The sequence below is a fragment of the Nostoc sp. NZL genome, assembly GCF_015714705.1.
Lineage (GTDB): Bacteria > Cyanobacteriota > Cyanobacteriia > Cyanobacteriales > Nostocaceae > Nostoc > Nostoc foliaceum_A.
This window is the reverse complement of the sequence record NZ_WBKL01000211.1, coordinates 25,531-51,669: the sequence shown is the minus strand read 5'-3', so window position 1 is coordinate 51,669 and position 26,139 is coordinate 25,531. Positions and strand designations below refer to the sequence as shown.

27 protein-coding genes and 1 pseudogene are annotated in these 26,139 nt (G+C 41.7%); 15 read left to right on the top strand and 13 right to left on the bottom strand.

The window, feature by feature from the left end; translation table 11 throughout:
* Positions 1–303: zinc ribbon domain-containing protein (locus F8R90_RS31970; RefSeq protein ID WP_196509864.1), on the top strand; the 303-nt coding region annotated here is incomplete at its 5' end.
* 16 nt (positions 304–319) lie between these two features.
* Positions 320–736, top strand: a complete 417-nt coding sequence (locus tag F8R90_RS31965) for a PD-(D/E)XK nuclease superfamily protein (protein ID WP_230967223.1) — start codon at positions 320–322, stop codon at positions 734–736.
* On the opposite strand, the gene F8R90_RS31960 is transcribed toward F8R90_RS31965, so the two are convergent.
* The gene (locus tag F8R90_RS31960) at positions 733–1,560 is read right to left on the bottom strand and encodes a DNA adenine methylase (RefSeq protein ID WP_196514078.1); all 828 of its coding nucleotides are present in this window, start codon (positions 1,558–1,560) and stop codon (positions 733–735) included. The genes F8R90_RS31965 and F8R90_RS31960 overlap by 4 nt on opposite strands.
* 164 nt (positions 1,561–1,724) lie before the next feature.
* Between F8R90_RS31960 and F8R90_RS31955 the strand changes: the two genes are divergently transcribed.
* From F8R90_RS31955 to F8R90_RS31945, 3 genes are all read left to right on the top strand, one after another.
* Positions 1,725–1,931, top strand: a complete 207-nt coding sequence (locus F8R90_RS31955) for a DUF751 family protein (protein WP_190893370.1) — start codon at positions 1,725–1,727, stop codon at positions 1,929–1,931.
* A gap of 123 nt (positions 1,932–2,054) precedes the next feature.
* A complete protein-coding gene (gene rbfA, locus F8R90_RS31950; protein WP_196514077.1) occupies positions 2,055–2,474 on the top strand; it encodes a 30S ribosome-binding factor RbfA in 420 nt (139 codons plus the stop codon).
* Between the two features lie 917 nt (positions 2,475–3,391).
* The gene (locus F8R90_RS31945) at positions 3,392–3,628 is read left to right on the top strand and encodes a DUF4327 family protein (RefSeq protein WP_062297131.1); all 237 of its coding nucleotides are present in this window, start codon (positions 3,392–3,394) and stop codon (positions 3,626–3,628) included.
* 450 nt (positions 3,629–4,078) lie between these two features.
* Here F8R90_RS31945 and F8R90_RS31940 read toward each other — a convergent pair whose 3' ends face one another.
* The 6 genes from F8R90_RS31940 to F8R90_RS31915 form a co-directional block, all read right to left on the bottom strand.
* Complete coding sequence (locus F8R90_RS31940; RefSeq protein ID WP_196514076.1) at positions 4,079–4,432, bottom strand: hypothetical protein; 354 nt, start codon at positions 4,430–4,432, stop codon at positions 4,079–4,081.
* A gap of 184 nt (positions 4,433–4,616) precedes the next feature.
* Entirely contained in the window at positions 4,617–5,363 is a 747-nt protein-coding gene (locus F8R90_RS31935) for a 3-oxoacyl-ACP reductase family protein (protein ID WP_196514075.1), read from the bottom strand.
* Between the two features lie 339 nt (positions 5,364–5,702).
* On the bottom strand, positions 5,703–8,276 hold the full coding sequence (gene mutS / locus F8R90_RS31930; RefSeq protein WP_196514074.1) for a DNA mismatch repair protein MutS: 2,574 nt from the start codon (positions 8,274–8,276) through the stop codon (positions 5,703–5,705).
* 86 nt (positions 8,277–8,362) lie between these two features.
* Positions 8,363–9,007 carry a DUF4276 family protein gene (locus tag F8R90_RS31925; protein WP_196514073.1) on the bottom strand — a complete coding sequence of 215 codons (645 nt, stop codon included), beginning with the start codon at positions 9,005–9,007 and terminating at the stop codon, positions 8,363–8,365.
* On the bottom strand, positions 9,001–10,200 hold the full coding sequence (locus F8R90_RS31920; RefSeq protein ID WP_196514072.1) for an AAA family ATPase: 1,200 nt from the start codon (positions 10,198–10,200) through the stop codon (positions 9,001–9,003). The genes F8R90_RS31925 and F8R90_RS31920 overlap by 7 nt, the downstream gene beginning before the upstream one ends.
* A 208-nt stretch (positions 10,201–10,408) precedes the next feature.
* Positions 10,409–11,536 carry an ABC transporter ATP-binding protein gene (locus F8R90_RS31915; RefSeq protein WP_196514071.1) on the bottom strand — a complete coding sequence of 376 codons (1,128 nt, stop codon included), beginning with the start codon at positions 11,534–11,536 and terminating at the stop codon, positions 10,409–10,411.
* A 310-nt stretch (positions 11,537–11,846) separates the two neighbouring features.
* Between F8R90_RS31915 and F8R90_RS31910 the strand changes: the two are divergent.
* The 3 genes and pseudogenes from F8R90_RS31910 to F8R90_RS31900 all read left to right on the top strand — a co-directional run.
* A pseudogene (locus F8R90_RS31910) lies at positions 11,847–12,149 on the top strand (hypothetical protein); the annotation flags it as partial.
* Positions 12,150–12,509: 360 nt separating this feature from the next.
* The gene (gene mrdA / locus F8R90_RS31905) at positions 12,510–14,342 is read left to right on the top strand and encodes a penicillin-binding protein 2 (RefSeq protein WP_196514070.1); all 1,833 of its coding nucleotides are present in this window, start codon (positions 12,510–12,512) and stop codon (positions 14,340–14,342) included.
* A gap of 625 nt (positions 14,343–14,967) precedes the next feature.
* Positions 14,968–15,723, top strand: coding sequence for a TspO/MBR family protein (locus tag F8R90_RS31900; RefSeq protein ID WP_196514069.1), 756 nt, complete (start codon positions 14,968–14,970; stop codon positions 15,721–15,723).
* 354 nt (positions 15,724–16,077) lie between these two features.
* On the opposite strand, the gene F8R90_RS31895 is transcribed toward F8R90_RS31900, so the two are convergent.
* Positions 16,078–16,878: a M15 family metallopeptidase gene (locus tag F8R90_RS31895; RefSeq protein ID WP_196514068.1), complete on the bottom strand. Its 801-nt coding sequence runs from the start codon at positions 16,876–16,878 to the stop codon at positions 16,078–16,080.
* A gap of 102 nt (positions 16,879–16,980) precedes the next feature.
* On the opposite strand from F8R90_RS31895, the gene F8R90_RS31890 reads away from it, so the two are divergent.
* The gene (locus F8R90_RS31890; protein ID WP_196514067.1) at positions 16,981–17,898 is read left to right on the top strand and encodes an AEC family transporter; all 918 of its coding nucleotides are present in this window, start codon (positions 16,981–16,983) and stop codon (positions 17,896–17,898) included.
* A 45-nt stretch (positions 17,899–17,943) separates the two neighbouring features.
* Here F8R90_RS31890 and tsaB read toward each other — a convergent pair whose 3' ends face one another.
* Positions 17,944–18,600 carry a tRNA (adenosine(37)-N6)-threonylcarbamoyltransferase complex dimerization subunit type 1 TsaB gene (gene tsaB / locus F8R90_RS31885; RefSeq protein ID WP_196514066.1) on the bottom strand — a complete coding sequence of 219 codons (657 nt, stop codon included), beginning with the start codon at positions 18,598–18,600 and terminating at the stop codon, positions 17,944–17,946.
* Between the two features lie 154 nt (positions 18,601–18,754).
* Between tsaB and F8R90_RS31880 the strand changes: the two genes are divergently transcribed.
* Positions 18,755–18,922 carry a hypothetical protein gene (locus F8R90_RS31880; RefSeq protein WP_196514065.1) on the top strand — a complete coding sequence of 56 codons (168 nt, stop codon included), beginning with the start codon at positions 18,755–18,757 and terminating at the stop codon, positions 18,920–18,922.
* A gap of 77 nt (positions 18,923–18,999) precedes the next feature.
* On the opposite strand, the gene F8R90_RS31875 is transcribed toward F8R90_RS31880, so the two are convergent.
* Positions 19,000–19,248: a Ycf34 family protein gene (locus F8R90_RS31875; protein WP_190893341.1), complete on the bottom strand. Its 249-nt coding sequence runs from the start codon at positions 19,246–19,248 to the stop codon at positions 19,000–19,002.
* An 86-nt stretch (positions 19,249–19,334) separates the two neighbouring features.
* Here F8R90_RS31875 and F8R90_RS31870 point away from each other — a divergent pair, with 86 nt between their 5' ends.
* Positions 19,335–20,651: a CCA tRNA nucleotidyltransferase gene (locus F8R90_RS31870; protein ID WP_196514064.1), complete on the top strand. Its 1,317-nt coding sequence runs from the start codon at positions 19,335–19,337 to the stop codon at positions 20,649–20,651.
* Between the two features lie 42 nt (positions 20,652–20,693).
* Positions 20,694–20,873 carry a hypothetical protein gene (locus F8R90_RS31865; protein ID WP_196514063.1) on the top strand — a complete coding sequence of 60 codons (180 nt, stop codon included), beginning with the start codon at positions 20,694–20,696 and terminating at the stop codon, positions 20,871–20,873.
* Positions 20,874–20,892: 19 nt separating this feature from the next.
* Here F8R90_RS31865 and F8R90_RS31860 read toward each other — a convergent pair whose 3' ends face one another.
* On the bottom strand, positions 20,893–21,297 hold the full coding sequence (locus tag F8R90_RS31860; protein WP_196514062.1) for a DUF2294 domain-containing protein: 405 nt from the start codon (positions 21,295–21,297) through the stop codon (positions 20,893–20,895).
* A 250-nt stretch (positions 21,298–21,547) separates the two neighbouring features.
* Positions 21,548–22,183, bottom strand: a complete 636-nt coding sequence (gene upp / locus F8R90_RS31855) for a uracil phosphoribosyltransferase (RefSeq protein ID WP_196514061.1) — start codon at positions 22,181–22,183, stop codon at positions 21,548–21,550.
* Between the two features lie 625 nt (positions 22,184–22,808).
* Between upp and F8R90_RS31850 the strand changes: the two genes are divergently transcribed.
* The 3 genes from F8R90_RS31850 (at position 22,809) to F8R90_RS31840 (ending at position 24,977) form a co-directional block, all read left to right on the top strand.
* The gene (locus F8R90_RS31850; RefSeq protein ID WP_196514060.1) at positions 22,809–23,996 is read left to right on the top strand and encodes a tetratricopeptide repeat protein; all 1,188 of its coding nucleotides are present in this window, start codon (positions 22,809–22,811) and stop codon (positions 23,994–23,996) included.
* A gap of 140 nt (positions 23,997–24,136) precedes the next feature.
* A complete protein-coding gene (locus F8R90_RS31845; protein WP_196514059.1) occupies positions 24,137–24,595 on the top strand; it encodes a DUF3592 domain-containing protein in 459 nt (152 codons plus the stop codon).
* Positions 24,596–24,719: 124 nt separating this feature from the next.
* Positions 24,720–24,977 (top strand): helix-turn-helix domain-containing protein, encoded by a 258-nt coding sequence (locus F8R90_RS31840; RefSeq protein ID WP_196514058.1) that lies wholly within the window; start codon positions 24,720–24,722, stop codon positions 24,975–24,977.
* 380 nt (positions 24,978–25,357) lie between these two features.
* Here F8R90_RS31840 and F8R90_RS31835 read toward each other — a convergent pair whose 3' ends face one another.
* The gene (locus F8R90_RS31835) at positions 25,358–26,137 is read right to left on the bottom strand and encodes a PEP-CTERM sorting domain-containing protein (RefSeq protein WP_230967221.1); all 780 of its coding nucleotides are present in this window, start codon (positions 26,135–26,137) and stop codon (positions 25,358–25,360) included.
* Positions 26,138–26,139: the final 2 nt, after the last annotated feature.

Genomic DNA, 26,139 nt, shown 5'->3' with positions numbered 1-26,139 from the left:
GTTCCACCCTACTACACCAGTCAGAATTGCTCTAACTGTGGTGAGGTTGTCAAAAAAACTTTGAGTACCAGGACTCATTGCTGCCCCCATTGCGGAACAGCCTTAGACCGTGACCATAATGCAGCGCTGAATATTCTTGAAATTGGACTCCGTACTGTGGGGCACACAGGAACGTTAATCGCCTCTGGAGACATCGACCTCTGCGTGGGTGAGGAAACTCCTCCAAGTAAGTCGGGTCGCGGAAAGAGGAAGTCCAAAGAGCGATCTTTGGAATCCCCCGCTATATCAGGTACTCCTGATTAGCGGCGGGAGGATGTCAATGGGTCATGGATATGTGCAAGTGGGCTTTGATTTACCAAAGAAACAGCGTCTAGGATGTCTTTTAAGCTCGAATACTATACCAAAAAGATATGCAAGGCAGGTTTATATCGGAGCAGGAATTTATGGGAGCTATATATATGTAGACTTTTACATTATTGGCGCTGCATCCGTTTCTTCCGGGCTGATTATTGAGTGTAAATGGCAGCAAACTAGCGGTTCAGTTGATGAAAAACTTCCTTACCTTAACTTGAATATTCAAAATTGCTATCCTGCACAAGCAGTTGTATTAATTGACGGTGGAGGTATGAAACCGCAAGCTGTATCGTGGTTAGATAAACAAGTTGTTCTCAATCAAAATCTTCTCTCTGTTCATAATTTAAGTTCATTCATTGCTTGGTCTAACAATAATATTTAATACGAAGTTACTAAAACTTCTGTGATCTTTCCACGCTTTTTGGCGTTAGAATTAATTGCCCTAGATGCTGATATAGTGTGGATATCGAAACTGCTGTAAAGGTTGCGAATAAATTCACAATCTGAATTAGATAGCATAACTTTAACTCCACGTTCAGCTAATTTTTCAAATACATCTTTGAGTTGAACTTGCTGCTCTTCAGCAAAGCGATCGCTACTGTAAGCTGTAAAATAGCTAGTTTCACTTACAGGATAGTATGGTGGATCAAAATAAATAAAATCATCACTGCTTGTGGCATAACTTAGTACATCAACAAAATCTGTTTGTTTAATTTTAGATGTAGAAAGTGCTTCTGAAGCTGTTCGCAGTAAAACCTCAGAACAAATATTCGGATTTTCATATCTGCCTAAAGGCACATTGAATTTACCCTGTGAATTGACTCGATAAAGACCATTAAAACAAGTTTTATTCAGATAAATTAGACGAGCAGCTTTTTCTATATCAGTACCACTAGAGTTATTTCTGACACTATAGTAATAATCTTTATCATGTCGGTTTTTATGCTCTTTCAATATAGAAATTAATTCTTCAATATGATCTCTAACACAACAATAAGTGTTAATTAATTCGGCATTAATGTCAGTTAAAATTGCTGCGGTTGGTTGAAGATAGAAAAAAACAGCACCACCACCTAAAAATGGTTCATAGTAATTTTTATAACTCTTGGGAAAATAAGGAATATATTGCTGTATCAACCTACTTTTACCCCCTGCCCACTTCAAAAATGGACGCGGGCTAGTTTCTTTGGGGATTTGAATTACCATTTACTTCCGATTTAACTGAAAATAATCTTGACTAAATAAAGCCAATATAAGCGACGAACCATATTTTATATTAACTGGGTAATTTTCCAGCCGCATAGATTACAATTGAGTAGATCAACATATCAAAACAAACGTAAGTATATAACAAGGCAGTTTACATTCAGATGTTTGACGGATTTTGGGATAACGTCTTTCGCTACCCCCGGTACTTAATTAGTATCGTCTTAGGCCTGTTTCTGAACACCTTTGCGCCATTAATGCCACTGTTAAAGCGCCCAGTTACCTTGATCGCCCTCTTGGGTTTATTTGTGAGCAGCCTAGTCTTCCTTACTCTCACCCTACGTGCAATGCTGGGCTTGAGTACAATCTAGACTAGCGCTATATCGGGGCTGTGCCCCACAGACGGTTGCTCTTGGCGTTGCTCCCGCTAAGTACTGTCTAAACCAACTTGCATATATTTTTGTGTACAACCTCTGTGAGGAGGCGAAATTTTTATGGCTACAAATCGCCGGGTTTCCCGCGTTGCTGAACTGATCAAACGGGAAGTTAGCCAAATGCTGCTCAACGGCATTAAGGATGACCGTGTGGGTACAGGAATGGTAAGTGTTACTGACGTTGATGTTTCTGGTGATCTCCAACACGCCAAAATCTACGTCAGTATTTATGGTACAGATGAAGCTAAAGCAGAAACAATGGCAGGCTTAAAGTCAGCTACGGGTTACGTCCGTAGTGAACTTGGGGCGCGGGTACGGCTACGTCGTACACCAGAAGTGCTGTTTCTGGAAGATCGCTCCATAGAACGCGGTAATAAAGTACTGGCACTACTAAGCCAACTTAACCATGAGCGTCCCCCAGAAAATCTGGTACCAGTAGAAGACAGCACAGATCAAGATGATGAATCATTTAGTGAATAAGTAACTTAAATAACAATGTAACTTCAGAACAATTAATCTCAGCAAATTCGCCAAACAGTTTACAGACGTGACTAGATCGCGTCTGTTTTAATGTGACCATAACCTACATCAGCGATCGCTAGTTGCATATATACGCTTTTTGTTTGCCTTGGCTTTCGTCCTTACTCTACTATTCCTCTTTCCCTCTACCCCCTCTTGCCTATTTGTAATGACCTTTAAGAGAAATCCTATCAAGGGAACTCCAAAAATCCAATTATCCAATTCTTGCATCCAATTCAACTATCAGATTTTGCTTCGCCTGCAATTGGATATTGTTTTATTTGGAAATCCCTTACTCCACCCTTGTACAGATGTTTATCCAAAGAAAGCTGTGTAACATTAGTGCTGAATATAACCAAGATATTACGGTCTTACTTAAGAAATTGTTAACAGATCCTGGGTAAAAGCCTTCGTAGTGTACTTTAGCCGTTATGTTTTGCAACACTTTATACCCAAGTATCTGACAAATATTCTTGTGTTGTTTACCCTTAGATAAATACCAGCAGTTCTAGATCCGGGTTTAAGGTGATTATTTGATATGTAAGCGATCTTAATGTGAATTCTTCCCACCCACAAAATCTTGCTTAAATACAGTAATGGCAAGACTTTCAGACTTGTGGAATAAAAGTCATACAGCTACCCTAGCAGGTTAAGTTAACTACTCGGAATTTTTTTTGTAAAGCGAATTTTCGAAAAATGTCAGGATTCGTTGACTTTCTTAACATTTCTTGAGATAATTTCAGGATATGTAGCGTCAAAATAAAAATAGTTCCGTATAGCAAACTACAAAATCCTAGCCACAAGTCTAATTTCTGTAATGTTTGTTCCTAATTATTAACGGGAACACTATCGTAAGTGTTAATTTGTGAGTAAAAACCATGAGTGTGAATACGGTGCCTTCTATCAATTACTACTCTCTCGATGTGATTCAAGACGAAGCACGCCGACTGGTGCAAAAGGGAATGGTTAGCAGACAACAGCCAATATATACCCTCTGCCAATATATTCCAGCGAGAGAGTGGGTTTGCGTTGAATGTGAATTAGAGAAATGTGACTTTTTGTTACGCGATCGCATTGGCGACCTAATTGGTCGTGAACAGTGGGACAACGACTAATCAATGTTTGATTTCAAATTTGGGATTGGGAGTTTATTTTCGATGTGTGGATGTCACAATCAACCATTGAACGCCCAATCTAGGGGATAATCTCTGGTTTTTGATGAGCATTGCCCCATACAGAATCTTGCGTTTTTCATTAACACAGAAGCATTGGAGTCTGAATTTATACAAGTTTTCAAGTGAAAGAAGGCATCGGAATTAATTGTTCTGGATATCTGGTGCTAGAGCTTGAGTCTAGTATGTAGATTCTGTGAAGTTCCTACATTTATCCGATAGATAAGTGTAGGAACTTCACTATTTAAAAGGGGATGGGATTTTACGTTGACTGATGACTGATGACGGTTAACAGTCAACAGTTAACGGCGACGGGGCGGCTATCCCGGACACCCCTTGTTTGTACAGCGTCTCGTAGAGAAGAGGTGGGCTTCCCGCCGCCTTGGTGAATTATTAACCTACTTGCTCTAAATACTGATTAATATCTTCAATGATGCGGGTAAGTTCAGCTTCAGTAGTCAAGCGGATGTTGACGTTGCGGACAGTCAGTAAAACTTTGGCTGCAAAGGGGGTTGGCCAGATATTAGGATTACAGAAAATTTCTAAAAATACTTCACCCGTATAACGATATTCCAGGGGTGGTTGGGGAGTGACTTTACCGCTGCCAGGAGTGGGTTTAGAGGCGACAGCTTTCAGGCGCTCCATCAGTTGATCCGTCGCTGTCTTTAATTCTCGTGCTGCTTGGGGTGAAAAACTAAAGGAGACAGAACCTTCAATTAGGTTCAATGTTAGAGGAATTGAAGACATCTCTTTTTTATTAAAACTTCTTGATAAGTACTAATATTACCGGAAGAAGAGATGAAGCCGCCGAGATCGACGGCGGTGAAGCCAATTTTTTTAAGGATGCGCCCCAGTTTTGCCTTGGTGCTGGGATCGTCGTCAGACAGATTTGTATGATCGGACTTTTCTTGGTTTGGCTGTGGCCGCCGAATCAGGCTGCGAAGCCGCCATCAATCTTCAGGTTCGCACCGGTGACAAAATCAGCTTCCGCACTGGCGAGATAGGAAACCATGCCGGCGACTTCTTCGCTTCGTCCATAGCGCTGGAGGGCGATCATGCTTCTCATGGTGTCGGAAAAGGGGCCTTCCGCTGGGTTCATGTCCGTGTCTACCGGGCCGGGCTGGATATTGTTCACCGTGATACCACGAGGGCCGAGATCGCGGGCAAGACCGCGCGTGAAGCTGGCGATCGCACCTTTGGTCAAAGCGTAGATGGAGCCACCAGTAAAAGGCATGATGTCGCTGTTGACGCTGCCAATCATGATGATCCGTCCGCCCTCGCCCATGTGGCGGACAGCTTCCTGAGTTGCCACAAAGACACCTTTGACATTAACCGCAATCAGCCGATCAAAATCCTCCATTGAGAACTCGTCGATTGGGGCCAAAGCGGCGACCCCCGCATTATTCACGAGGATGTCGAGGCGACCAAAGGCTTTCACAGTCTCGGCGACAGCGTTTTTAACCGCTTCAACATTGGCACTATCGGCGCGTATAGCCAAGGCTTGCCCACCTGCCGCTTCAATGGCAAGCACCACCTCGTCGGCTTTTTGCGGCGAGCTAGTGTAGGTGAGGGCAACAGTTGCACCATCGTCCGCGAGACGTTTGGCGATCGCTGCCCCCAGACCGCGTGAGCCGCCAGTGACCAATGCCACTTTACCTGTGAGTTTTTTGGTGCTCATAATATTCTTTTGTCGTTGGAGTTTGTCGTTACAATATCATTTTGTATCGTCTGGTATAGATAAGCTGTTAAGCATTTAATTTGCACATTGAGATCGCAGGGGGGCAGTTCTTGCTGGGAGCAAGGGAGAGGGTTTGCAGCTTTTATTACCATGAAAATGGTGCAATTTAAATGACGATTAGCTTAGGACAACACCTATACCTATTTGGTGTCGCATGGACATTTGAGGTGGAAATCAGATTTCGCTCTTCAAATCTTGCTCATTTTCTGAATAAAGCACGGGCTTCCTTATCCTTTAAAATCTGTCAACGCAGACAAATAATTTGGCAATCGACACAAGTTAATCCAGATTTTGCAGCCCCATCGCAATCTTACTATGCTTCTCAATTTGCCCCATTACTTGTTTTGCTCGTTGAATAACTACGGCTGGTAAACCCGCCAATCTTCCCGCCTCAATTCCATAAGACTTATCAGCGCCTCCCGGTTGAACTTGATGCAAAAAGATAATTTGGTCGGGTAATTCTTTCACCGTCACTTGATAATTAGCCACATTCGGCAAAATGCTAGCCAGTTCATTCAATTCATGGTAATGAGTAGCAAAAATCGTTCGTGCCCGAATATCCACTGCTATATATTCTGCCACCGCCCAAGCTATAGAAAGACCATCAAAAGTTGCCGTTCCCCGGCCAATTTCATCCAATAAAACCAGCGACCTAGATGTGGCATGGTTGAGAATATTCGCCGTTTCATTCATCTCCACCATGAACGTAGATTGACCAGTTGCAAGATCATCCACTGCACCTACACGGGTGAAAATGCGATCGCATATTCCCAATTTTGCAAACCTAGCTGGTACAAAACTACCAATCTGCGCCATTAACTGAATCAATCCTACCTGACGCAAATAACAACTTTTGCCACTAGCGTTTGGCCCGGTGAGAATAATCAAATCCGGGAGTGGGGAAATTTCTTCTTCACTACTCCCTAATTGAGTCGAATTCGGCACAAAGAAACCCGCAGGTAAAGACTGTTCCACCACCGGATGACGGCCATCAACAATATTTATCTCCCTTCCTGGTAACATTTCTGGACGACAATAACCTTGATGCACCGCCAACTCAGCCAAACCACACAACACATCCGCCGCCGCCACTGCGCGAGAAAGATTGCGAATTACTTCCGCCTCTTGTGCTACCTCTTCCCGCAACGCCGTAAAAATTTCATACTCCAACTGATTTAAATCATCCCGCGCCGTGAGAATCCGGGCTTCTCGTTCCTTCAAATCTGGGGTAATGTAACGTTCCTCATTGGTCAGGGTTTGCTTGCGGATGTAATTAGCAGGTACTTGGTCAGATTTACTGCGGGAAATACTGATATAATAACCAAAAGTTTTGTTAAATCCTACCTTCAGTGTCGAAATTCCGGTCTTAGCTCTCTCATCAACTTCCAAGTTGGCAATCCATTGTTGGTCAGCTTCTACAGTCGCCTTCCTTTGATCCAACAAGGGATTTACACTAGGGCGAATCAATCCGCCTTCTTTGATTAGTATGGGTGGCGACTCCACAAGATGCGCGTGTAACTTTTGTGCTAATTCTTCCAACACACTTGGAACTTTCTGCAAAGCCTTGAGGAATGGAGAACGCGCCTCAGTTACTAAGTGGGATAATTCTGGTAAGCGTGAGAGGGAATCTGCCAAAGCTACTAAATCTCTGGCATTAGCTGTACCAGAACCTGCCCTTCCCGTCAGGCGTTCTAGATCATAAATTTGGCGTAACAACTGCCGCAAATCTTGACGTAGGGGCGTATTTTCCATCAATTCTTGGATGGTATCAAGACGTGCCCGAATGCCTTTAATATCGAGTAATGGTTGCAACAACCACCGCCGCAAAGCACGCCCACCCATCGCTGTACTAGTTCTATCCAATGCCCAGAGTAGGGAACCGTGAAAAGTTCCATCCCTGACGGTTTGGGTAATTTCCAGGTTACGGCGGGTTTGATTGTCAACAATTAAGTAGTCGGTAACTGTGTAGGTGCGAAGTCTCTGAAGGGTAACTGGGTTTTCTTTTTGGGTATCTTCCAGGTATTCTAGAAGGCCACCAGCCGCACGAACAGCGAGAGGAAGATGATCACAACCGAGTCCTTCGAGCGATCGCACCTTAAATTTCTGCAATAATCTAGGTCTAGCTTCGCCTTGGGAAAAGGGTACTTGCGATCGCAAACTATAGCAAAATGATGGTGGCAAACACTGGGGAAGATGCGGCGAAGTTTCTCCTGGGCGCAGCAAACTACCCAAATCGGGCGCATTTGTCGGAACTAACACCTCTGAAGGTTGCAAGCGCATTAATTCCTGTGTCAGATGTTCTAAATCACTACCTTGAGTGGTGAGAAATTCCCCTGTGGAGATGTCTGCATAAGCTAAACCCCAATGATTTGCGGCAATTACTACTGCTGCAAGGTAATTATTACGACTAGATTTGAGCATTCCCTCTTCTAGCAAAGTGCCAGGAGTCAAAATGCGCGTTACTTCCCGGCGTACCAATCTACCAGCAGCTTCTGAAGCATCTTCCACTTGGTCGCAAATTACCACTGCATAGCCTTTTTCTACCAGCATTGTGGTGTAGCGTTCCCAAGCGTGGTGTGGAACACCAGACATCGCCACTCGTCCCTGTTCCCCAGCTTGCTTGCTAGTGAGGACTAATTCTAATTCTTGCGCTAGTTTGACAGCATCTTGGAAATAGCATTCAAAGAAATCTCCCACCCGATACAGCAATACTGCGTGAGGATATTTATCCTTCGTCTCGACATAGTGCAGATACATTTGACTTAACTTGCTGCGGTCTACCTGTCGATGGTCAGAAATAAAAGTACTCGCGTCGGGTTTAGTAGATGGAGTTTCAGAGTGAGAAGCGGTCATAGATGCTATTGGGTTACGCACGGAAATTCCACAATATCCGATGATAGCTTGATGTTAGAGGTGAATTGCGATCGCTCAAGAATTTTTTACTCTTCATTAGGGTTGTTGGTTGATACACCCATTTTTGTTGTTAGTGTGGTAAATAGGCGATCGCAGTGTGGCGAAGCCTTGCGTACTTTGTCCACATCTAATAATTCTAAAAGTTTCGAGACATGTTTGATTTTTTGGTACTCACCTTTTTTAGTAGAACGAGTAGCAGCTTTTAAGCTTGGTTCTAAACTATCTTTGTCAATAATCTCCACATTAGCATTTTTGGGAATAGCATTTTCTTTAAATCCCTGCCCGTAAAATTTTTTTAGGGTTGCTATATCACTAATAAACCAAGCTTCCATTGCTTGTACCATTAAATGGCAATGACTATCATCAACACCTGATGGTGCATCCCAATTATCCCTAAACTTCAGATGCTTCCAAGGAGACTGTGTGGTAACAGATGCTTCTGCATCAACAAGCAACACATTAAAGGCTTCTGGATGAGATTTTAAAGCATTCCTAAAATCACGGAAAGCGTTATTACGAGAACCACAGATAGTAATATCCCATTTAATTTTTTGACTTTTAGCTATTTCTACAAGTGGTTTTAAAAAGTTACTAAATCCTTGTCTAATTAAAGCTTTCGTATTCTTTCCATCTCCACCACCTTCTATATAAATTCTAACCTCTATTACCATCGATTGCCCCCAATTTCACCCATCCGCCAGAGGTCGCCAAGAGTATAATTTTCAAGCCAATTTTTCAGTTTATCAGGTTCAAGGCGGCGGAGATGAGATCCTTTTTCATTGCGTTCACACACCAGTATTGATTCAGGATATTCACTCAAAGCAGAAACTAAAGCATCAGAATGGGTAGTAACTATTATTTGAGTTCGCCCTGATGCTTCGATTAACATTTCTGCAATAGTAGGTAAAATATCTGGATGTAAACCAATCTCTGGTTCTTCAATACATATAAGTGGTGGTGGAGTTGGGTCAAGCAGTAAAGTCATTAAAAATAAATAACGGAGTGTACCATCAGATAAACGATTTGCAGGAATTGGTTCAAGAAGGCCTTCTTCACGAATAAATATCTGTACTGTACTACCATATATTCTTACACTCACTTCTTCGGCTGCTTCATAAAACTTTTTCAGTTTTTCAATAACTCTTCTATTTCCTATTTGGTGTTGTAAGTTATTTAACATTAAACCTAAATTACTGCCATCTTCTAGTAGAGGATGTTCTGGTAAGTCAGTTTTTTGAGCATTCCTTGGTTCTGAATATCGCCCCATCTGCCAGTAACGATATAAACCAATATTAGAAAATTGTGTGCTGAGATAAGAAAGTTCTGGATACAAGTCTGGATCTTTTCTCTGAGATAAAACTGACTGATCTGGAATCAAATCTTCTCGGCGAAGAGAGCGTTTGAATGGTTTTCCATCGTTCTCTATCTTGGTGATATTTAAAACTGGATGACCACTTTGGTAACGATAGTAAAAATAGACATCGCTTTCACCGTGATATCTTTGTTCATTTTCTACAGCTTCGTCTACTAGCTCTAGTCTTTGACCAATCGAAGTCAAATTAACGTAATAGCGCAAATTTTGGAGTCTTTGAGGATAATTTAAAGTTACTTCTATTTTAGCTACCGGAGTTTCCTGTCCACCCTTCCACAGAAACTCGCTAATGCCTCCCCCTTGACGAAAAGGTGCTGGTAAATCTGTGGGTGTTGCGCGTAAAATACCCATTGCTTCAATTAAATTCGATTTACCCGAAGTGTTAGCCCCAATTAAAACATTGAGCGGTTGCAGCTCAATTTCTTCACCCTCACTTCCATAGGAAATGAAGTTTTTTAATCGCAAGGTATGGATAAATCTTTTACCTTCCATTATATTTACCTATTTAGCTAATCATAGTTACTATTAAACCTTACCCATCAATAATGTAATTAAGAATCGCCAATGTGGTTTGTCAGCATAACAAACAATTAAACAATTTAATTGAGATCATATCAGTAGCGATCGCTCAAGGATATTTTACCCTTTTGGTGCGATGGGATAGTTGGTTGATAAACCTTTAGGGCAGATTCTGATAACTCTACTGACTAATAGCCAAACAATCATTTTCTGCCCACCAAGCGTAGATAGGCGTGTTGCGGTCTGCTAAAGGGCCAAAAGTATTAGGTTGCAACACATTTATGCTAATACCATTTGTTAATTCCACAACATAATTAACGTGTGTGCCCAAATACATAACATTGATCAGCCGTCCTTCAAAGCAGTTAGCTGGCAAATTGGGTGGATAAAGCGAAAGCTGTATTTTTTCTGGGCGGACGCTGACTACCACCGCTTGTGATAATTCAGATGGTGCATCTTCAGCGCGGCTAATGACAATTGATAGACCCGTTTTGGTCGAAATTCTAATATTAGATGAGTCTACCGCTACGATTTCACCGCTGAATAAATTAGTATCGCCAATAAAATCAGCAACAAAAGATGTCTGAGGACGTTCGTAAATTTGGCTGGGAGTGCCAACTTGTTCAATTTTGCCTTGGTTCATCACGGCAATGCGATCGCTCAAAGATAATGCCTCTTCTTGGTCGTGTGTCACCATCACAAAGGTCACTCCCAAATCTTTGTGTAAATTTGATAACTCCACCTGCATTTCTTTACGTAGTTTTAAATCTAACGCCCCTAAAGGTTCATCCAGTAGTACGACGGTGGGACGGTTGACTAGGGCCCTTGCTAAAGCGACTCGCTGCTGTTGACCACCAGAAAGTTGATTGGGAAAGCGCGATCGCAAACTTTCCATTTTTACTAGCTTTAAAGCTTCTTGAACTCTAGCTTCAATTTCCGATTTGCGGATTTTTTTTAACCGTAGTCCAAAGGCGATGTTATCCCAAACATTCAGGTGGTTAAATAGAGCGTAACTTTGAAATACAGTATTGACGGGTCGGCGGTAAGGCGGCACATTAGTCATAGACTGACCCTGAATCAACACTTTGCCAGCGTCAGCGATTTCAAACCCAGCAATTAAGCGCAGTGTTGTTGTTTTACCACAACCGGAGGGGCCTAAAATACTAAAAAATTCTCCCTGTCTGACATCCAAATCTATTCCATGTACTGCTGGTTCTTGGTTAAAAAACTTGAACACGTTACGCAGTTCAACATCAAGTGGCTGAAAAGTTGTTATCCCCCTCTGATTCTGCATGACAATTTGAGCCATAGTTCTGAGTAGAATGCCGTGATATTACGTAATTTTGACAGTAGTCTTGTGGGCAGACTAGATTTGACACTTTGGTTTATTGTATCCGCCAAAAACAATTGTTCAAGAATATACTTGCCCGATTCTTTTATACCCATTATTGGGCATGAGTTTAGGGTAATTGTATACAGATAATACCGCTCTTGGTACTCGCTATCCTAGCTCTGTATATTTGTGCCCGATGGCACATACTAAGCCTTTCTGGTCTGTAGTTGGCCCGTGTCTAGCACAAATTATCAATATCCTGCAAGATGAAATGGAAAAGAAATATGTCAGTCAAGGTGCTTTGCAAGTGACACCCCTGCAATCAGCGATTATGTTTTCTGTCCCTGCTAATGGCGGGTATCGAGTTCAGCCTTGGTTTGGTGCTTATGCTCCCAGTAATAAACCAGAAATTGTGGTTGTGGCCTTTGGTGAAAACTCCGGCGATCATGGCGGTAGTGTTTGTTGACCGATGGTTTTACAAGTGCTAGAAGCTTATTTTCAGTATAAATATCCAGGTAAGTATCAAAAACCTCAGCCTGAGCCATCAGAAGCAAAAACTCATAATTCAGAACATGGCACTGGAGACTAGTACTCGACCAACCCAAAAATAATGAGTGAAAGTAGACAAGGGGAGAAAAGAAGTTAATTTTCTTACCATAAACCCCGTAAAGTTTCTTTGGGGGACTACTAGTGTGGGAAATTAAAAATTAAAAATTCGCTATTTCTAGGCATTTTAAGCATTTTCAATGCTATTTTTATTTCTGCCGTTATGTAATAGTGTGCGGAGTTCAAAATTCAAAAAGCCTTTGGGTGACGAAATCGAAGATATGAGCTTATGGTATCTATTAAAAATAATTAATCACTCTCGATTAATTTGCTATCAAATCCCTGCTAGGAATTTAGCAGAATTGTTTACAAATAATCTTAATTTTGAAATCCTCTTTGTCTTATGACTTTATTCAACCCATCTCCACTTGGCGGACAAAAAAATACACGTACAGTCGGACGGAGTTTCCAGCCGATATTTTTAATTATATTTACTCTACTGATGATGACTGGGATCAGTGTTCGTTTGGCATATTTGCAAATTACTGAAGGAGCAAGCCACCGAAAACGAGCCGAGTCAAATCGAATTCGGATGATTCCGAAACAACCAGAACGAGGCAATATTTTTGACCGCAATGGCAAACTTTTAGCCAGTACTCGCTATCCTCGCTCTGTATATTTGTGGCCGATGGCGCATACCAAACCTGCGTGGTCGGTTGTGGGAGCACGTCTATCTGAAATTCTTGACGTTCCTCAAGAAGAAATAGAAAAGAAACTAGAAGAAGCAGGCGCTAACTCTTCTTCACTCATACGGATTGCCCGTGACTTAAACGAAGCACAAATTACCGCATTGAAAGAGTATGAAACTGAACTCCAAAACGTAGAAATTCATACAGAAGCGGTTCGCTACTACCCTCACGGTAAGCAATTAGCACATGTATTAGGATATACGCGAGAACTAACCGCCGACCAGTTAAAAGAAAAGAAGCAGGAAGGCTACAGATTGGGTGATGTGATTGGTCAAATGGGAGTTGAAAAAGCTTATGAGAAAAATCTGCGGGGCGAATGGGGCGGTCAGCAGGTAGAAGTCGATGGTGCAGGTCGGCCGCTTCGGGTTTTAGGTGAAAAGCAGGCAAAAGCTGGTAACGATTTGCACTTAACTATAGATGTGGATATGCAAAAGACAGCAGAAAAAGCTTTGGGCGATCGCGACGGTGCGATCGTGGCACTTGACCCAAAGAATGGTGCCGTTTTAGCTATGGTATCTCACCCCACCTTTGATCCAAATATTTTCTCGAAGCAGAAACTCACTCAAAAAGATTGGGAAACTGTCCAAGGTGCCGACCATCCTTTGGTAAATCGCGCCCTCAGCGCTTTTCCACCTGCAAGCACCTTCAAAATTGTCACCACCACAGCCGGTCTAGAATCAGGTAAATTCTCTCCTAGCACAGTTTTGCAAACCTACGGTTCCTTAACTTTTGGCGGTACCCGATTTGGTGAATGGAATCACGCTGGATTTGGCCCATTGGGTTTTGTCGGTGCATTGCAGTGGAGTAGTGATACGTTCTTCTATCAAATTGGTCGGGGAGTCGGCGGCCCAACTTTAATTGAATGGACTCGCAAGTATGGATTTGGTAAAAGAACTGGCTTTGAGTTTGGCAACGAAGAAGCAAAAGGTTTAGTACCAGATGAGGCATGGAAGCAGAAAGCTTGGAAGATACCTTGGACTGTAGGCGATAGCATTAATATGTCAATTGGTCAAGGTGCTTTACAAACTACACCTTTACAAGTCGCCGTCATGTTTGCCGTGCCCGCTAATGGTGGCTACCTAGTCCAGCCACATTTGCTTAAAGACAACGAAGAAGCAAAAAGCTGGCGAGAATCTTTAAATATGAAGCCGACAACCATAAGTGTTCTCCGTCAGGGACTACGAAAAGTAGTAGCTGAAGGCACGGGTAAAGCTTTGAAGCAGCCAACAGTTCCCCCAGTCGCTGGTAAAAGTGGCACTGCTGAAGCGTGGAAGGGCCGTGTTAAGCAAAATCACGCTTGGTTTGGAGCCTATGCACCAGCTGAACAGCCAGAAGTTCTGATTGTGGCATTTGCTGAACATTCCGGCGGTGGTGGTGGTAGCATTGCTGCGCCGATGATCTTACAAATTATGGAGGAATATTTTCAGCGCAAGTATCCAGGTAAGTATCAGAAACCAGTGCCTGTGAACCCAGGAAACAGCAGATGATAATTGGGCATGGGGCATTGAAAAGAGGCAGAGGGGCGGGGTGTAGGGGGCAGAGAGGAAAATTCTACTCCCTTGCTTCTTCCCATCGCCAAATAACAATGAGGTCAATCGTGATTGATGACTATGATAATCATGCTGGTGGAGCAATGGAGCATTTCGCTAGAAGAAGCGATCGCCATCTGTGACCGATTAAGGTAAAGCACTTTTTGTCAACCAGTTAAAATATTCAAAAAAGCCTTCGTCCTTGCCAATCCTGAAAAATGGTGGCAATTTCATCCAGAACTACTATCATACCTACGTGGAATTGGTCAGCATCACAAGCTCTGTCTTATGCAACTTTGAAAAAAGATGATGGCGTTCGCTTATTTGTACGATTACTATATGCTGGAATGCAAGAGTGAGAACTTAACTCTTGAAAATAGTACGGGAGGACTACTCGAAACTAGGTGTTAATCACCAGAACGCTCAGAAGATATCAGTACGCTCTATGAGCAAACGTATTGAGTCTGGGAACCTGTGCAAGCAGGACATTAAGATTGTGAAGTCTTAAGAATAAGAATCCCATTGGCTTTAGCCCTGAGAGTGCCAATAATACTAATTACAAACTACGCACAATCTCTTAATTATGAATCAATCCAATAATAGTGGAATACTTGAACAGTTTGTCAATACAGTGATGGGTGTAAAAACTCTTAATCAACAACAGTCTCCACATACATCAATAGCTACTACACAAGAACTAGATATCAGAGCAGTTTTAGTTTATACACTAGGGACTATCCTACAAATAGTAGTTATGATTCTCGTGCTGCTGGGAATGGAAAAATTAGTAATGTTGATTGATAGCAATTCTTCTTTTCCCAGTTGGTTTAGCACTTTATTGACTGGACTATTTTCTGCTATATTAAGTATCCGTTCACGAATTTTTTCTCTTTTAGATAATACTCGTTCTCGTCAGACTTATGACCAGGTGATCAGACCAAGATGGTCTCCTCCACCTTTAGTATTTCCCATAGTTTGGATGATAATTGCCGTTTTGCGGGTAATTTCTTCTGTATTGGTTTGGCAGCAAATGAATCACCAATTTTTAGTGCTGCCTTTAATTTTGTTTGTGGTACATCTGGCTTTAGGTGATACTTGGAATACGATTTTTACTGTAGAACGGAGATTAGGTGCTGCTGTACCTGTAGTTATTTTCGGCCCTTGGTTATCTGCTGTAGTGGTGACGGCAATTTATTGGCAAACTAATCCTATAGCGGGAATGACTTTATCATTTTCCTGTGTATGGCTAACTGTAGCTGCTGTATTGGTATTTAGAATTTGGCAATTAAATGGATCTGAGCCATTGTATCCTTTAAAACTAACACCTGTGGAGAAATAAATACTCAAAATTCATCTTGAAATGAAAGCAAGGAAAAATATTACTTGACTTTTGAGTACCGTATTCAACATACATAAAAAACGGTAGATAAATCAACAATCTACCATTTTTTAAGCTCTTAAATCTGAGACTTAATTAATATTAAATCTAACCTGTACATTGCCTTAATCAACATCAACTAGAGCGACATTGCTATCTTTGATGCAACCACTATGATTAGTCGCATATTACAGACCAAGCACATTTATAAGCCACTGCGGTCTTGGGATTTCCCCAAGTACAGCAAGTGGCGTGCATGGGTTAATAATTACGAATTACGAATTACGAATTACGAATTATTTTGACTCCTGTCTCCTATGGTGATATTTGAGCGGGTTTCAAATTTCTGGCTTTGTAGAACATTTCTAAACTATTGCGATCGCCTACAAAACGCCAGTGCCAAGGCTCATAACTCACACCTTGAGCATTATCTTTAGGAAATGACATTTCAAAGCTAAAACGCGCTGCATTAGCTTGTAGCCACCGATAAGCCTTGGTATTGTCAAACTTTGTTTGGAGATTAGTTGCTGGTACTGATCCGTCTCCAACATCCACAGCATAACCTGTGTGATGTTCGCTATGACCAGGAGGAGCGCTGAGGGCAGCTCGTTCTAATGGTGTTTGATTTCGTTGGGCACCGACCCCAAAAAACAATGGCTCCTGGTCTTTGACTGAGCGAAAGCCAGAAATTGGTACTAAAATTACACCTGCACTCCGCGCTGCTGCTACCATCTCCTCAAACTTTTGGGCAGCAGATTTTCGCATTCTAATGCCCCTATTTGCGGAGATGGTTACTAGTTCTGACTCAGGGGCTTCTGGGTAAGCTAAATGCCCCAATAGAGTATTGACATTATCAGATTCTGTAGTCGGTGTAGGTGCAGAACTAGTGACCGAGGGTTGAGAATCAGCGGTTTTTTTGGGTGCAGTGACGAAAAACAAAAAACCGCTAATTAAAGCCAGCAAGACAAATCCCGCAACTCCCCCAATAAGGATAATTTGGGGTTGCAACCAGATGTTAGGTGCTGCAACAGGGGTATCGCGTACAGCCACTGGAATATCATCACCAAGGTCATTCGATGAGTTTTGCGGTTTTCCAGAAAACCCAGCCTTATTCAAGGGTAAACTCCTGTTTTTGTGGGATAGCCATAACAGATTTTGCACTGGACAAAAGTAAACGTAACAGGTAGCATTTTACATCTGTGGTTCTTAGGCGCAATCTTGACAAACCTTTTAGAACTATACGTCAAGCTGGGAGGATTAGTCCTGGTAGGTTTTATTCTCGGACGCAAACTACCTGTAACAGTTCCTACACGTTTGGGACAGTATCTTTTTTGGGTGGGAGTACCCATAAGCATAGTATCTTTTTTGCGTCAATCTAGCTTGTCAGGGCAAATTTGGATTGCACCTGCGATCGCTTATCTCGCCATTTTACTCGGAGCATTTTTAGCTTGGTTAGGGATTAAAGGACAAGCCTATTTTAGAAATACTGTCCCCCAAGCACCAACTCAGGCTAGCTTGATCCTAGCGGCAACGTTGGGTAATACAGGTTATCTTGGCTTTCCCATCACCTTAGCAATACTAGGCAAGGAATACTTTGCTTGGGCGTTATTTTACGATTTGTTAGGTTCATTCCCAGGAACTTATGGCTTGGGTGTTCTACTAGCAGCCCATTTTGGCGGCGGTGTCCAGAATCATTGGCAGACTGCTAGGGCCATCTTAATTAATCCTGCGCTATGGAGTTTCGGATTTGGCTTGCTGGTTCGAGAAGCAACAATTCCCACAGTGGTAGAATTCTGCTTGGAGAAATTGGCTTGGAGTAGTGTAGCTTTATCTCTAGTGTTAATCGGAATGCGATTAGGACTGCTCAAATCTTGGCGTAGCCTACCACAAGCAGGGATGAGTTTGGGAATCAAAATGTTGTTAGTTCCCTTGATATTGGGCAGTATATTGCCACTGTTTGGATTAACTGGTTCCACAGCAAAGGTAATTCTCTTACAAATGGCTATGCCCCCAGCTTTCGGCACACTGGTAATTGCTGAGACATTCAATCTCGATCGCGATTTAGCGGTTACTGCTTTAGCTACTGGGGCTATAGTATTGTTGGTTACTCTCCCAGTTTGGCTGTGGCTGTTCTGATTTTAGATTTATGTACTGTGACGCGAAGGAATTGACGCATATCAGTTAAAGTTCTACAGGATGTTGCCCATAATATGGCAAAGCCTCTGACCAATTAGGACACTTGCCGTCTTGCCAATCGAGATTAGCTAGTTCCAAAATACTTGTCACTGTCGCTGCTAGACCAAATTGGGCTTGAATCAACTGATAATTAGTGTTCCAATTCGCTAAAGTTTCCTGCCATGCTTCTGGTGTGAACACTCTATCTGGCAAACACACTTTGAGTTTAGAAGCATCTGGCTCAAACTGATAAATAGCAGCAAAAATTTGACCTCGTTGGGCTGGCATTTCCACAGCAATCGTTTTTGGATTTTGACTTTTGCTTGCTTCTGACCAAGCTACCGCAGCCAAAGTTGAAATCGCAAATACAGGAATATCTAACTGTTGCCCTAAAGTACGAGCAGTAACAACACCAATCCGAGTTCCTGTAAAGCCGCCAGGCCCTTTTGCAACTGCGATAAATGACAAATCTCCCCAAGTTTGCGGTTTGAGAAATTCAATTAAATATTGATGTACTAAGCTAGATAAATCACGTCCCAAATTCCAAACCTGAGAGCGAGTTTCACCAGCAAAATTACTAATTCCCAAACCTAATTCTGGTGTGGTGGTATGTAGTGCCAAAGCGTATTTATTTGTTACAAGGTCTTCTAGTTCCGTTGTCAAAGTTACTTAAAATATCTATTTTTATAAAGTTAACGTGATTTATTCAAGCATATAACATAGCGGTTCTTAATTGAATAGACTACATTTCTTTTCTTATGCTTTGCACAGAAGTCTTAGGGTAAATGTTTTACTGTTTGAGCAAAATCAGAACGCGATGGCGCAAGCGCCCGCCGTAGGCGATCGCAAATCTTCCCTTGCTGTTCACTTTCTAATAGCGATCGCTTTCCCGACATCTCTTCCCTATACCATAAATTCGCGATCGTTGAGATGGACAAAATCTCATTACAGCAAAAATCATGTATTTGAAGCACATCTGTCGTAAGGGCACAGCAATGCTGTGCCCTTACCGAGTGGTCTATTTACCCGAAAATAGCTGTAAGATACACCAATCATTTTCTATCAAGTCGGCACTAATTCACCAGGACGCAACTTCGACCACTTACCCGTTTCCCGTTTGAAGCTCAGACAACCAACAACATCCCATTCCATTTCAATTACATCCTCTTTAGTCCGAATGTTGACATTGATAGAAGGTTCATTCGGGTCAAAATTTGGTGTTTCGGTCAAGTGAGGCTGTTGGTGCTGTCCTTCGACGGCATGATAGGTAACACATCGGTCTACATAGTGGCAGTTCACGCAAATACACATAATAGAACCAACTCCAGGGGCCTTTATTGTTAATCTAACTTAAGCCCAACTGTTATTCATGAGTTGCTGGGTTGATTTTTATTACAATGCACGAATCAATTTCTTCTACCCTAGCTCCCGAAAATTGGCCTTTCAGCTTGGAATTCTTGCCACAACCCGCTTACATGGTAGGTGGCGCTGTCCGAGATGCTATCCTTGGCAGAACTCGCGAATATCTGGATCTAGATTTTGTTATACCATCCAATGCGGTAAAGGTAGCGAGAGCGATCGCTCATCATTACAAAGCTGGTTTTGTGTTGCTCGATGCCGAACGACAAATTGCTCGTGTGGTTTTTCCTCACGCCACAGCTGACTTTGCCCAACAGGAAGGAGATAGTCTAGAAGTTGATTTGCACAGACGGGACTTTACAGTAAATGCGATCGCCTATAATCCCCATACCCAAGAAATCATTGATCCTCTGCAAGGTTATGCAGATTTACAACAGGGCATTTTGCGAATGGTATCACCCGCGAACTTAGAAGATGATCCTTTGCGGTTAATGCGAGGTTATCGCCAAGCCGCCCAACTAGGTTTTACTATTGAGCCAGCTACCCAAGCCGCAATTCGTTCTTTAGCATCACATATCAGCAAAGTTGCAGCCGAACGAGTTAGGGTAGAAATTGGCTATCTACTGGCAAATTCTCAGGGTACTTGCTGGATCACAAGTGCTTGGGAAGATGGTTTACTTGCCCCCTTCTTCAAAAACACCACCCGTGAAAGCTTGATCAAACTAGCAGCAGTTGACAATGCAGCCGCCTTGCTCACCCAAAATTGGCAACAATTAGGGGCACAACTGCAAGAATATGTCCGCGATAGTATCAAAACTACTTGGTTAGGTATTGCCAAACTTGCTTGTCTTGTCAACCCAGATCCAGAATTAGCAGAAATAGAGCTACAGCAACTAACTTATAGTCGTGCCGAAATCCGGGGTGTAACCACTGCTTTGAAACTGTTACCGCAGCTTCAAGTAGTCGATATGTCCTTGCGAGAACAATACTTTTTCTTCCATGACGCAGATATTGTCTTTCCCGCTACCGTAGTACTCGCTGTAGCACTTGATAATTTGGTAGAGGCGATGTCTGGTGACAAGCCACTACACACAGCAGTGGAAACCAAAGCAAGACGCTGCCTTATTTGGGCACCTTTGATCAACCGCTACCTAAACCCTGATGATCTGGTCGCTCATCCCACTCCACTAGTAAGCGGGAAGGAGTTGATTATAGCATTAGATATTCCAGCTTCGCCAATCATCGGCCAACTGTTGACAGAAATTGGCGTAGCACAAGCTGAAGGGAAAGTCTCAACACCAACAGAGGCGATCGCTTTTGCACGTCAGTTACAACAGAGGACAGCAGGTAAGTAAGGATAAAAGGAAAACTTTAGTGTAAGTTTAGAGACGCTAGATATGATGCTAACTAATTTGAGTGCGAACCGAGTTATTAATTACCTCAAACACGACTCAAAAACCGCTACTATCCCACTCATTGCAATAACACCTCTAACAATGGCACAATATTATGAATCTGCGATGCTCACAGGATTTGATGATTGCATTACTAAACCCTATGATTTTATTCAATTATAAGTAGTAATCAGTCGCTACATCAGTCAGCTAAGTTCTTTACATTCCCCTTGGGAATAAATTCAAGATTACGCAGATCAGGTAATTGATTGAAAACTACAATAATTCCAGTACGACCTGTTGCTAAATTTGTGTTGGACATAAGTTCTAGGACTGGTTGACCAATAATTTCCTCAATAAAATTTTTCAATTCTGGTTTAATTATTTTGTCTAAATATAATCGTATTTGTTCAGCTAAAATCGCATAACCTCCCTTCAGTAGAGTTTGTTCTGCTTGGGTCACAGAGTTTTCTATAGAAATTACAATTTCAGTATCAAAAAAATGACAAATAATTAGGCTAGGAGACTTGCCTAGTCTATCATTATATAATTTTATGATTCGCTGTGATATTTCTGTTTCTAATTGTCCAAAAATCGATTTTTCCATAATTATCTACAATGTAATATTTAACGTTCGAGTCTGTTAGTTTAAATATCCAATACTATAGTAGATGCTCATAAAATAGTCCGAGAAAATCAATATTTTATATGAAGTTAGTTTATCAATTTGATGTATTTGCTATGATTTTATTTTAAAAATTTATCAAATTTTACGAATGTAAAAGTTGTTAATCAAGGATTCGTGCAGTGTCCGGTTAATTACTGCATTGATCATCATTTGCTCATGGTTAATCAGCTTATTTTGTGCCAAATAAGCGATCGCCTGCATCTCCCAATCCAGGAATAATATAGCCATGTTCATCCAAATGATCATCAATGGCGGCAGTATACAGCGGCACATCAGGATGTACATCACAAAAATGCTCGATACCTTCTGGTGCAGCGAGTAAGCAGACAAACTTAATTGATAAGGGATTAGTTGATTTCAGCCGTTCCACAGCTGCCACAGCCGAATTACCAGTCGCCAGCATTGGGTCTACCACGAGCATATCTCGCTGGTCAACATCATGAGGAACTTTAAAATAATACTCAACAGGAATTAGGGTTTTTGGGTCACGGTATAAACCAATATGCCCTACCCGTGCTGATGGCATCAACTCCAGCATACCATCCAAAATTCCTTGTCCTGCCCGCATCACAGAAACTAGCACCAACTTTTTATCAGGAGCAAGCATTGGTGCATTCATTGGGGCTAATGGTGTTTTAATCTGTTCATATTTCAGTGGTAAATCCCGTGTGACTTCATAAGCTAACAACAGGCTAATTTCTTTAAGGAGAGTACGAAATTTAGTTGTGCTGGTTTCAGCTTTACGCATCAGCGTTAGTTTGTGCTGAATCAATGGATGTTCAATTAATGTTACTTGGTTGTGCATATTTTAGTCATTTTGAGCTACAAAACCTTCTTCAAGAATTAAGTAATTTTCTGAAAAAATTATGGCATTTTTGTATCCAGTGTATACGATAGCCACTTTGGGGTTGGTGATCTGAGGAATTAGTTTATATGAACTTAACAGTTAGTTGGGCTATGGAAGCGTAGACGTATTCGCAGAGCGTCTCCTAGAGAAGCGGCTTGTCGCTAGACATCGCTTGATATAGAGGTTACTTAGAACATCGACGTAATAAACCCGTTGGTATCCAGGTACTGTGGCGGGGCTGGTTAAAATTACTCATAAAAGTAAGAGTTGGCTACGATCGCTCTTGAGGGATTTAACGCGATCGCTCCGCGCGAAGGGAGCGCACCCCTAAAAAAGGGATGGATCTTATTTAGGGGATTGGGGGATGTCTTCTGCGGAAGTCCTAAGATATATATATCTTGAGTTAGTTTCAGTAAGCTTGTCTAACAAGTACAACTTGAGGATTTTTGATGGCAAATCAAGTATCCTTATGCTGTGCTTTGTTAAAAACTCGCCATATGATGATTTGATGCTATATCGGCACAAAATAGAAGTTGGTCACTAAAGCAAGCAAAAAAATCTGAATCCAGAATTTATTGGCAATATGAAACTCAGTCTGTGCATGATTGTGAAAAATGAAGCAGCAACACTGCCTAAATGCCTGAACAGTGTCAGAAAAGTAGTCGATGAAATGGTAGTCTTGGATACAGGCTCAATCGATCGCACTCCCAATATTGCCCAACAACTCGGTGCAAAAGTCCATCATTTTAAATGGTGTAATGACTTCAGTGCTGCCCGCAATGCAGCTCTAAAATATGTCACTGGAGATTGGATTCTGGTATTAGATGCTGATGAAACTCTGACACCAGGAATTGTACCGCAGTTGCGAGAGGCGATCGCAAGAGACGAATACCTGCTCATCAACCTCGTCCGCCACGAAATTGGTGCAGAACAATCTCCCTATTCTCTGGTTTCCAGGCTGTTCCGCAATCATCCAGATATTCGCTTTGACCGTCCTTATCATGCTTTGGTAGATGATAGCGTGTCAGAAATTTTAACCAAAGAACCTCATTGGCAAGTGGGCTATTTACCAGGGGTGGCACTTTCACACGTAGGATATCAAAAAAGTGCGATCGCTCAAAATAACAAATATGCCAAAGCAGCTACGGCGATGGAAGGATTTCTCGCTACTCATCCTGATGATCCCTATGTTTGCAGTAAATTAGGGGCATTGTATGTGGAAACTGGGAAAGTTTCCCAAGGTATGGAGTTGCTGAGACGAGGAATCAGCGCTGCTGAAGAAAACTATGATATTTTATATGAACTCCACTATCATTTAGGCATTGCCTACAGTCGGTTGCAAAAATTTCCACAAGCTATTTCTCACTATAAAACTGCCATCAAATTGCCAATTTACCCCATGCTCAAATTAGGAGCATACAATAACTTAGGTAACTTACTCAAAGCAGCAGGAGATTTAAACGGTGCGAAAGCTGCTTACGCCACAACTTTGAAAATTGACCCTACTTTTGTTGTTGGACATTATAATTTGGCGATGACATTTAAGGCTTTGGGTTTATTTACAGATGCGATCGCATGTTACCAAAATGCAATCGCGTTAAATCCCAACTATGCCGAAGCGTATCAAAATTTAGGGGTAGTGTTGCTCAAAGCTGGCAATCATCAAGATAGTTTAACGGCTTTTAAAAAAGCGATCGCCCTGCATGAAAGATATAATCCCGATGAGGCTAAGAGACTACGCCAGGGGTTGCGGGAAATGGAGTTGATGTAGATTTGAGAAGACATTGGGGAGAATAACAAAAGTCTCAAGACTTGTCTCCCCTGGTTCTCCCCGATTGTTACCTAATCTAGAAATATCAACCTAAAAGTTGAAATCAAAACTCTTGGCTATATCGAACTTTTGAATATTTTATGAATGAAGATACAAAGTTCTTTCGGATATTTGGTTCAATATTCGGCGGTGTTGGCAGCATAATTGCCGTCACGGGCATAATAATTGGGCTGAATACTCGTTCCTTTGTGGCCACGGCAGTACCAGCACAAGGGACAATAATCGATTTGGTGCAACGTTCATCAACTGATAGTAAGGGCCGTTCCTCTTATGTCTACTATCCAGTGGTGGAATTTACCACTCCCTCTGGTGAACCAACAGTTTTTGAAGCAAATTCAGGCAGCAACCCACCAGAATTTACTAAAGGTCAGCAGGTAGAAATATTATATAGTCCTGAAAAGCCAAATTCTGCCATGATCAACTCTTGGTTAAGTTTATGGTTTTTACCTGTTATGTTTATCAGCTTAGGATCAATTTTTGCCTTGGTTGGAGGAATTGTCCTAGTCAGGACTTTTCCACGTTTGATAAGTTTTAAATAAAAGTATTTTGAGAACAAAATATACTTATTTTTTATATTGCATCAAAGTTACCAGTCAAATCTACATTAAAAACAGAAAAAATCCGACAAGGTAGATTTAATAAATATTTGAGGCAGTAATAACTATGCTTGAACCCTGTCCGATCCGCACCAAAGCTGATTATCGTGCTGCACTTGATGAAATTGAAAGATTGTTTGATGCAGAACTAAATACACCAGAGTTTGACCGTTTGAAAGTTTTAACTACGCTTGTGGAAGCATACGAGCATAGGCATTACCCAATTGAAGCACTAGACCCTATTGAAGCAATCTTATATTATCTTGAATCCCGTGAGTTGTCTTTAGATGGATTAGAGCCAATTAAACAAGTGATGTTTTACTAAAAGCCTCTGGAACTTAAATCAACCTCATAAAGGCTTGTTTATTGATAAGGATTTAAGCATAGGCGTAGCCCTTCGTAGACATCGCTTTGATACCATTTCACTTTAATAATGATACAAATACGCTCGTAGGGGCATTGCCATGCCCCTACTATAAATCTATATGTATCAGGATTTTCGTGAATTGGTATGAGTCTTGGAAACTAAACTAAACAAGAAATGCTTATTTTTATTTTTCGTTGGTTCTTAACGTTGATTATGATCAAGGAGTAATTTAGATGTGTTTGCCCTGGCTCCATAACTGATATGTCTATGTCTACCTCCTAAAGCGTTGATAATTGACCCTAAAGCTTCTGAAATATGGAAATTTTCTATTACCAAAACTAGGAAACTTTTTCGAGCTTATTATCAGTTAATTTGGATAGCTTCTTACGTTTCAATGCTAAATGTGTGCTGAGAGTGCCGAGGGCGAGTAAGCTCAGGATAGAGGTGGGTTCAGGGATGCTGACTATAGTTGCAGAAAAACTAATGGGTAATTCACTATCTTCCGTCCCAAAATTTTCAAAACCTGGTGTCAATGGTGGCGCAGAAAAAACCTCTAAATAACCTGGTGTCGGCAAAAAATTAGCAAAAAACGGACTAGAATAGTTTCCCCCGGAGGTGGAATACCCAAAACCGTCACCTGTTAACTGCTGACTATTAAGACTAATTAAATTGTCAACATTAAAAGGTTCGTTTCCCGGTATTGGAGTCCCAGCAGGTTGCAGACCAGTAATTGTCTCACCATTTCGTGTACCAGTAATCCCCGTAATCTGGTAAAAACCCAAATCGTCAGGGGTGTCATTACTGCTAAAATTACCGTTTGCTGTTATACCAGTACCAGAATAATTCCATTGCCAGGTTAAAGTGGCAGCAGAGGCGGCTTGCATTGTCCCAAAAACCAATCCAGTTGTGGCGGCGAGGGCTGTAGCAGATAGTAGAGCTAGATTTTTCATAAAGGGAGTTAGTGCGATCGCAAATATTGTAAAGAGCTTTTGTATCTTGTTTTTGCAAATACCAAGGGGTGATATTGAGAACGATCGTCCCTTGATACTATTCTGATGCATCGACTGCACAAATAATCTTTTTTTTGGAGTGATGCCTACTAGCTTTTTTGATGGCATTG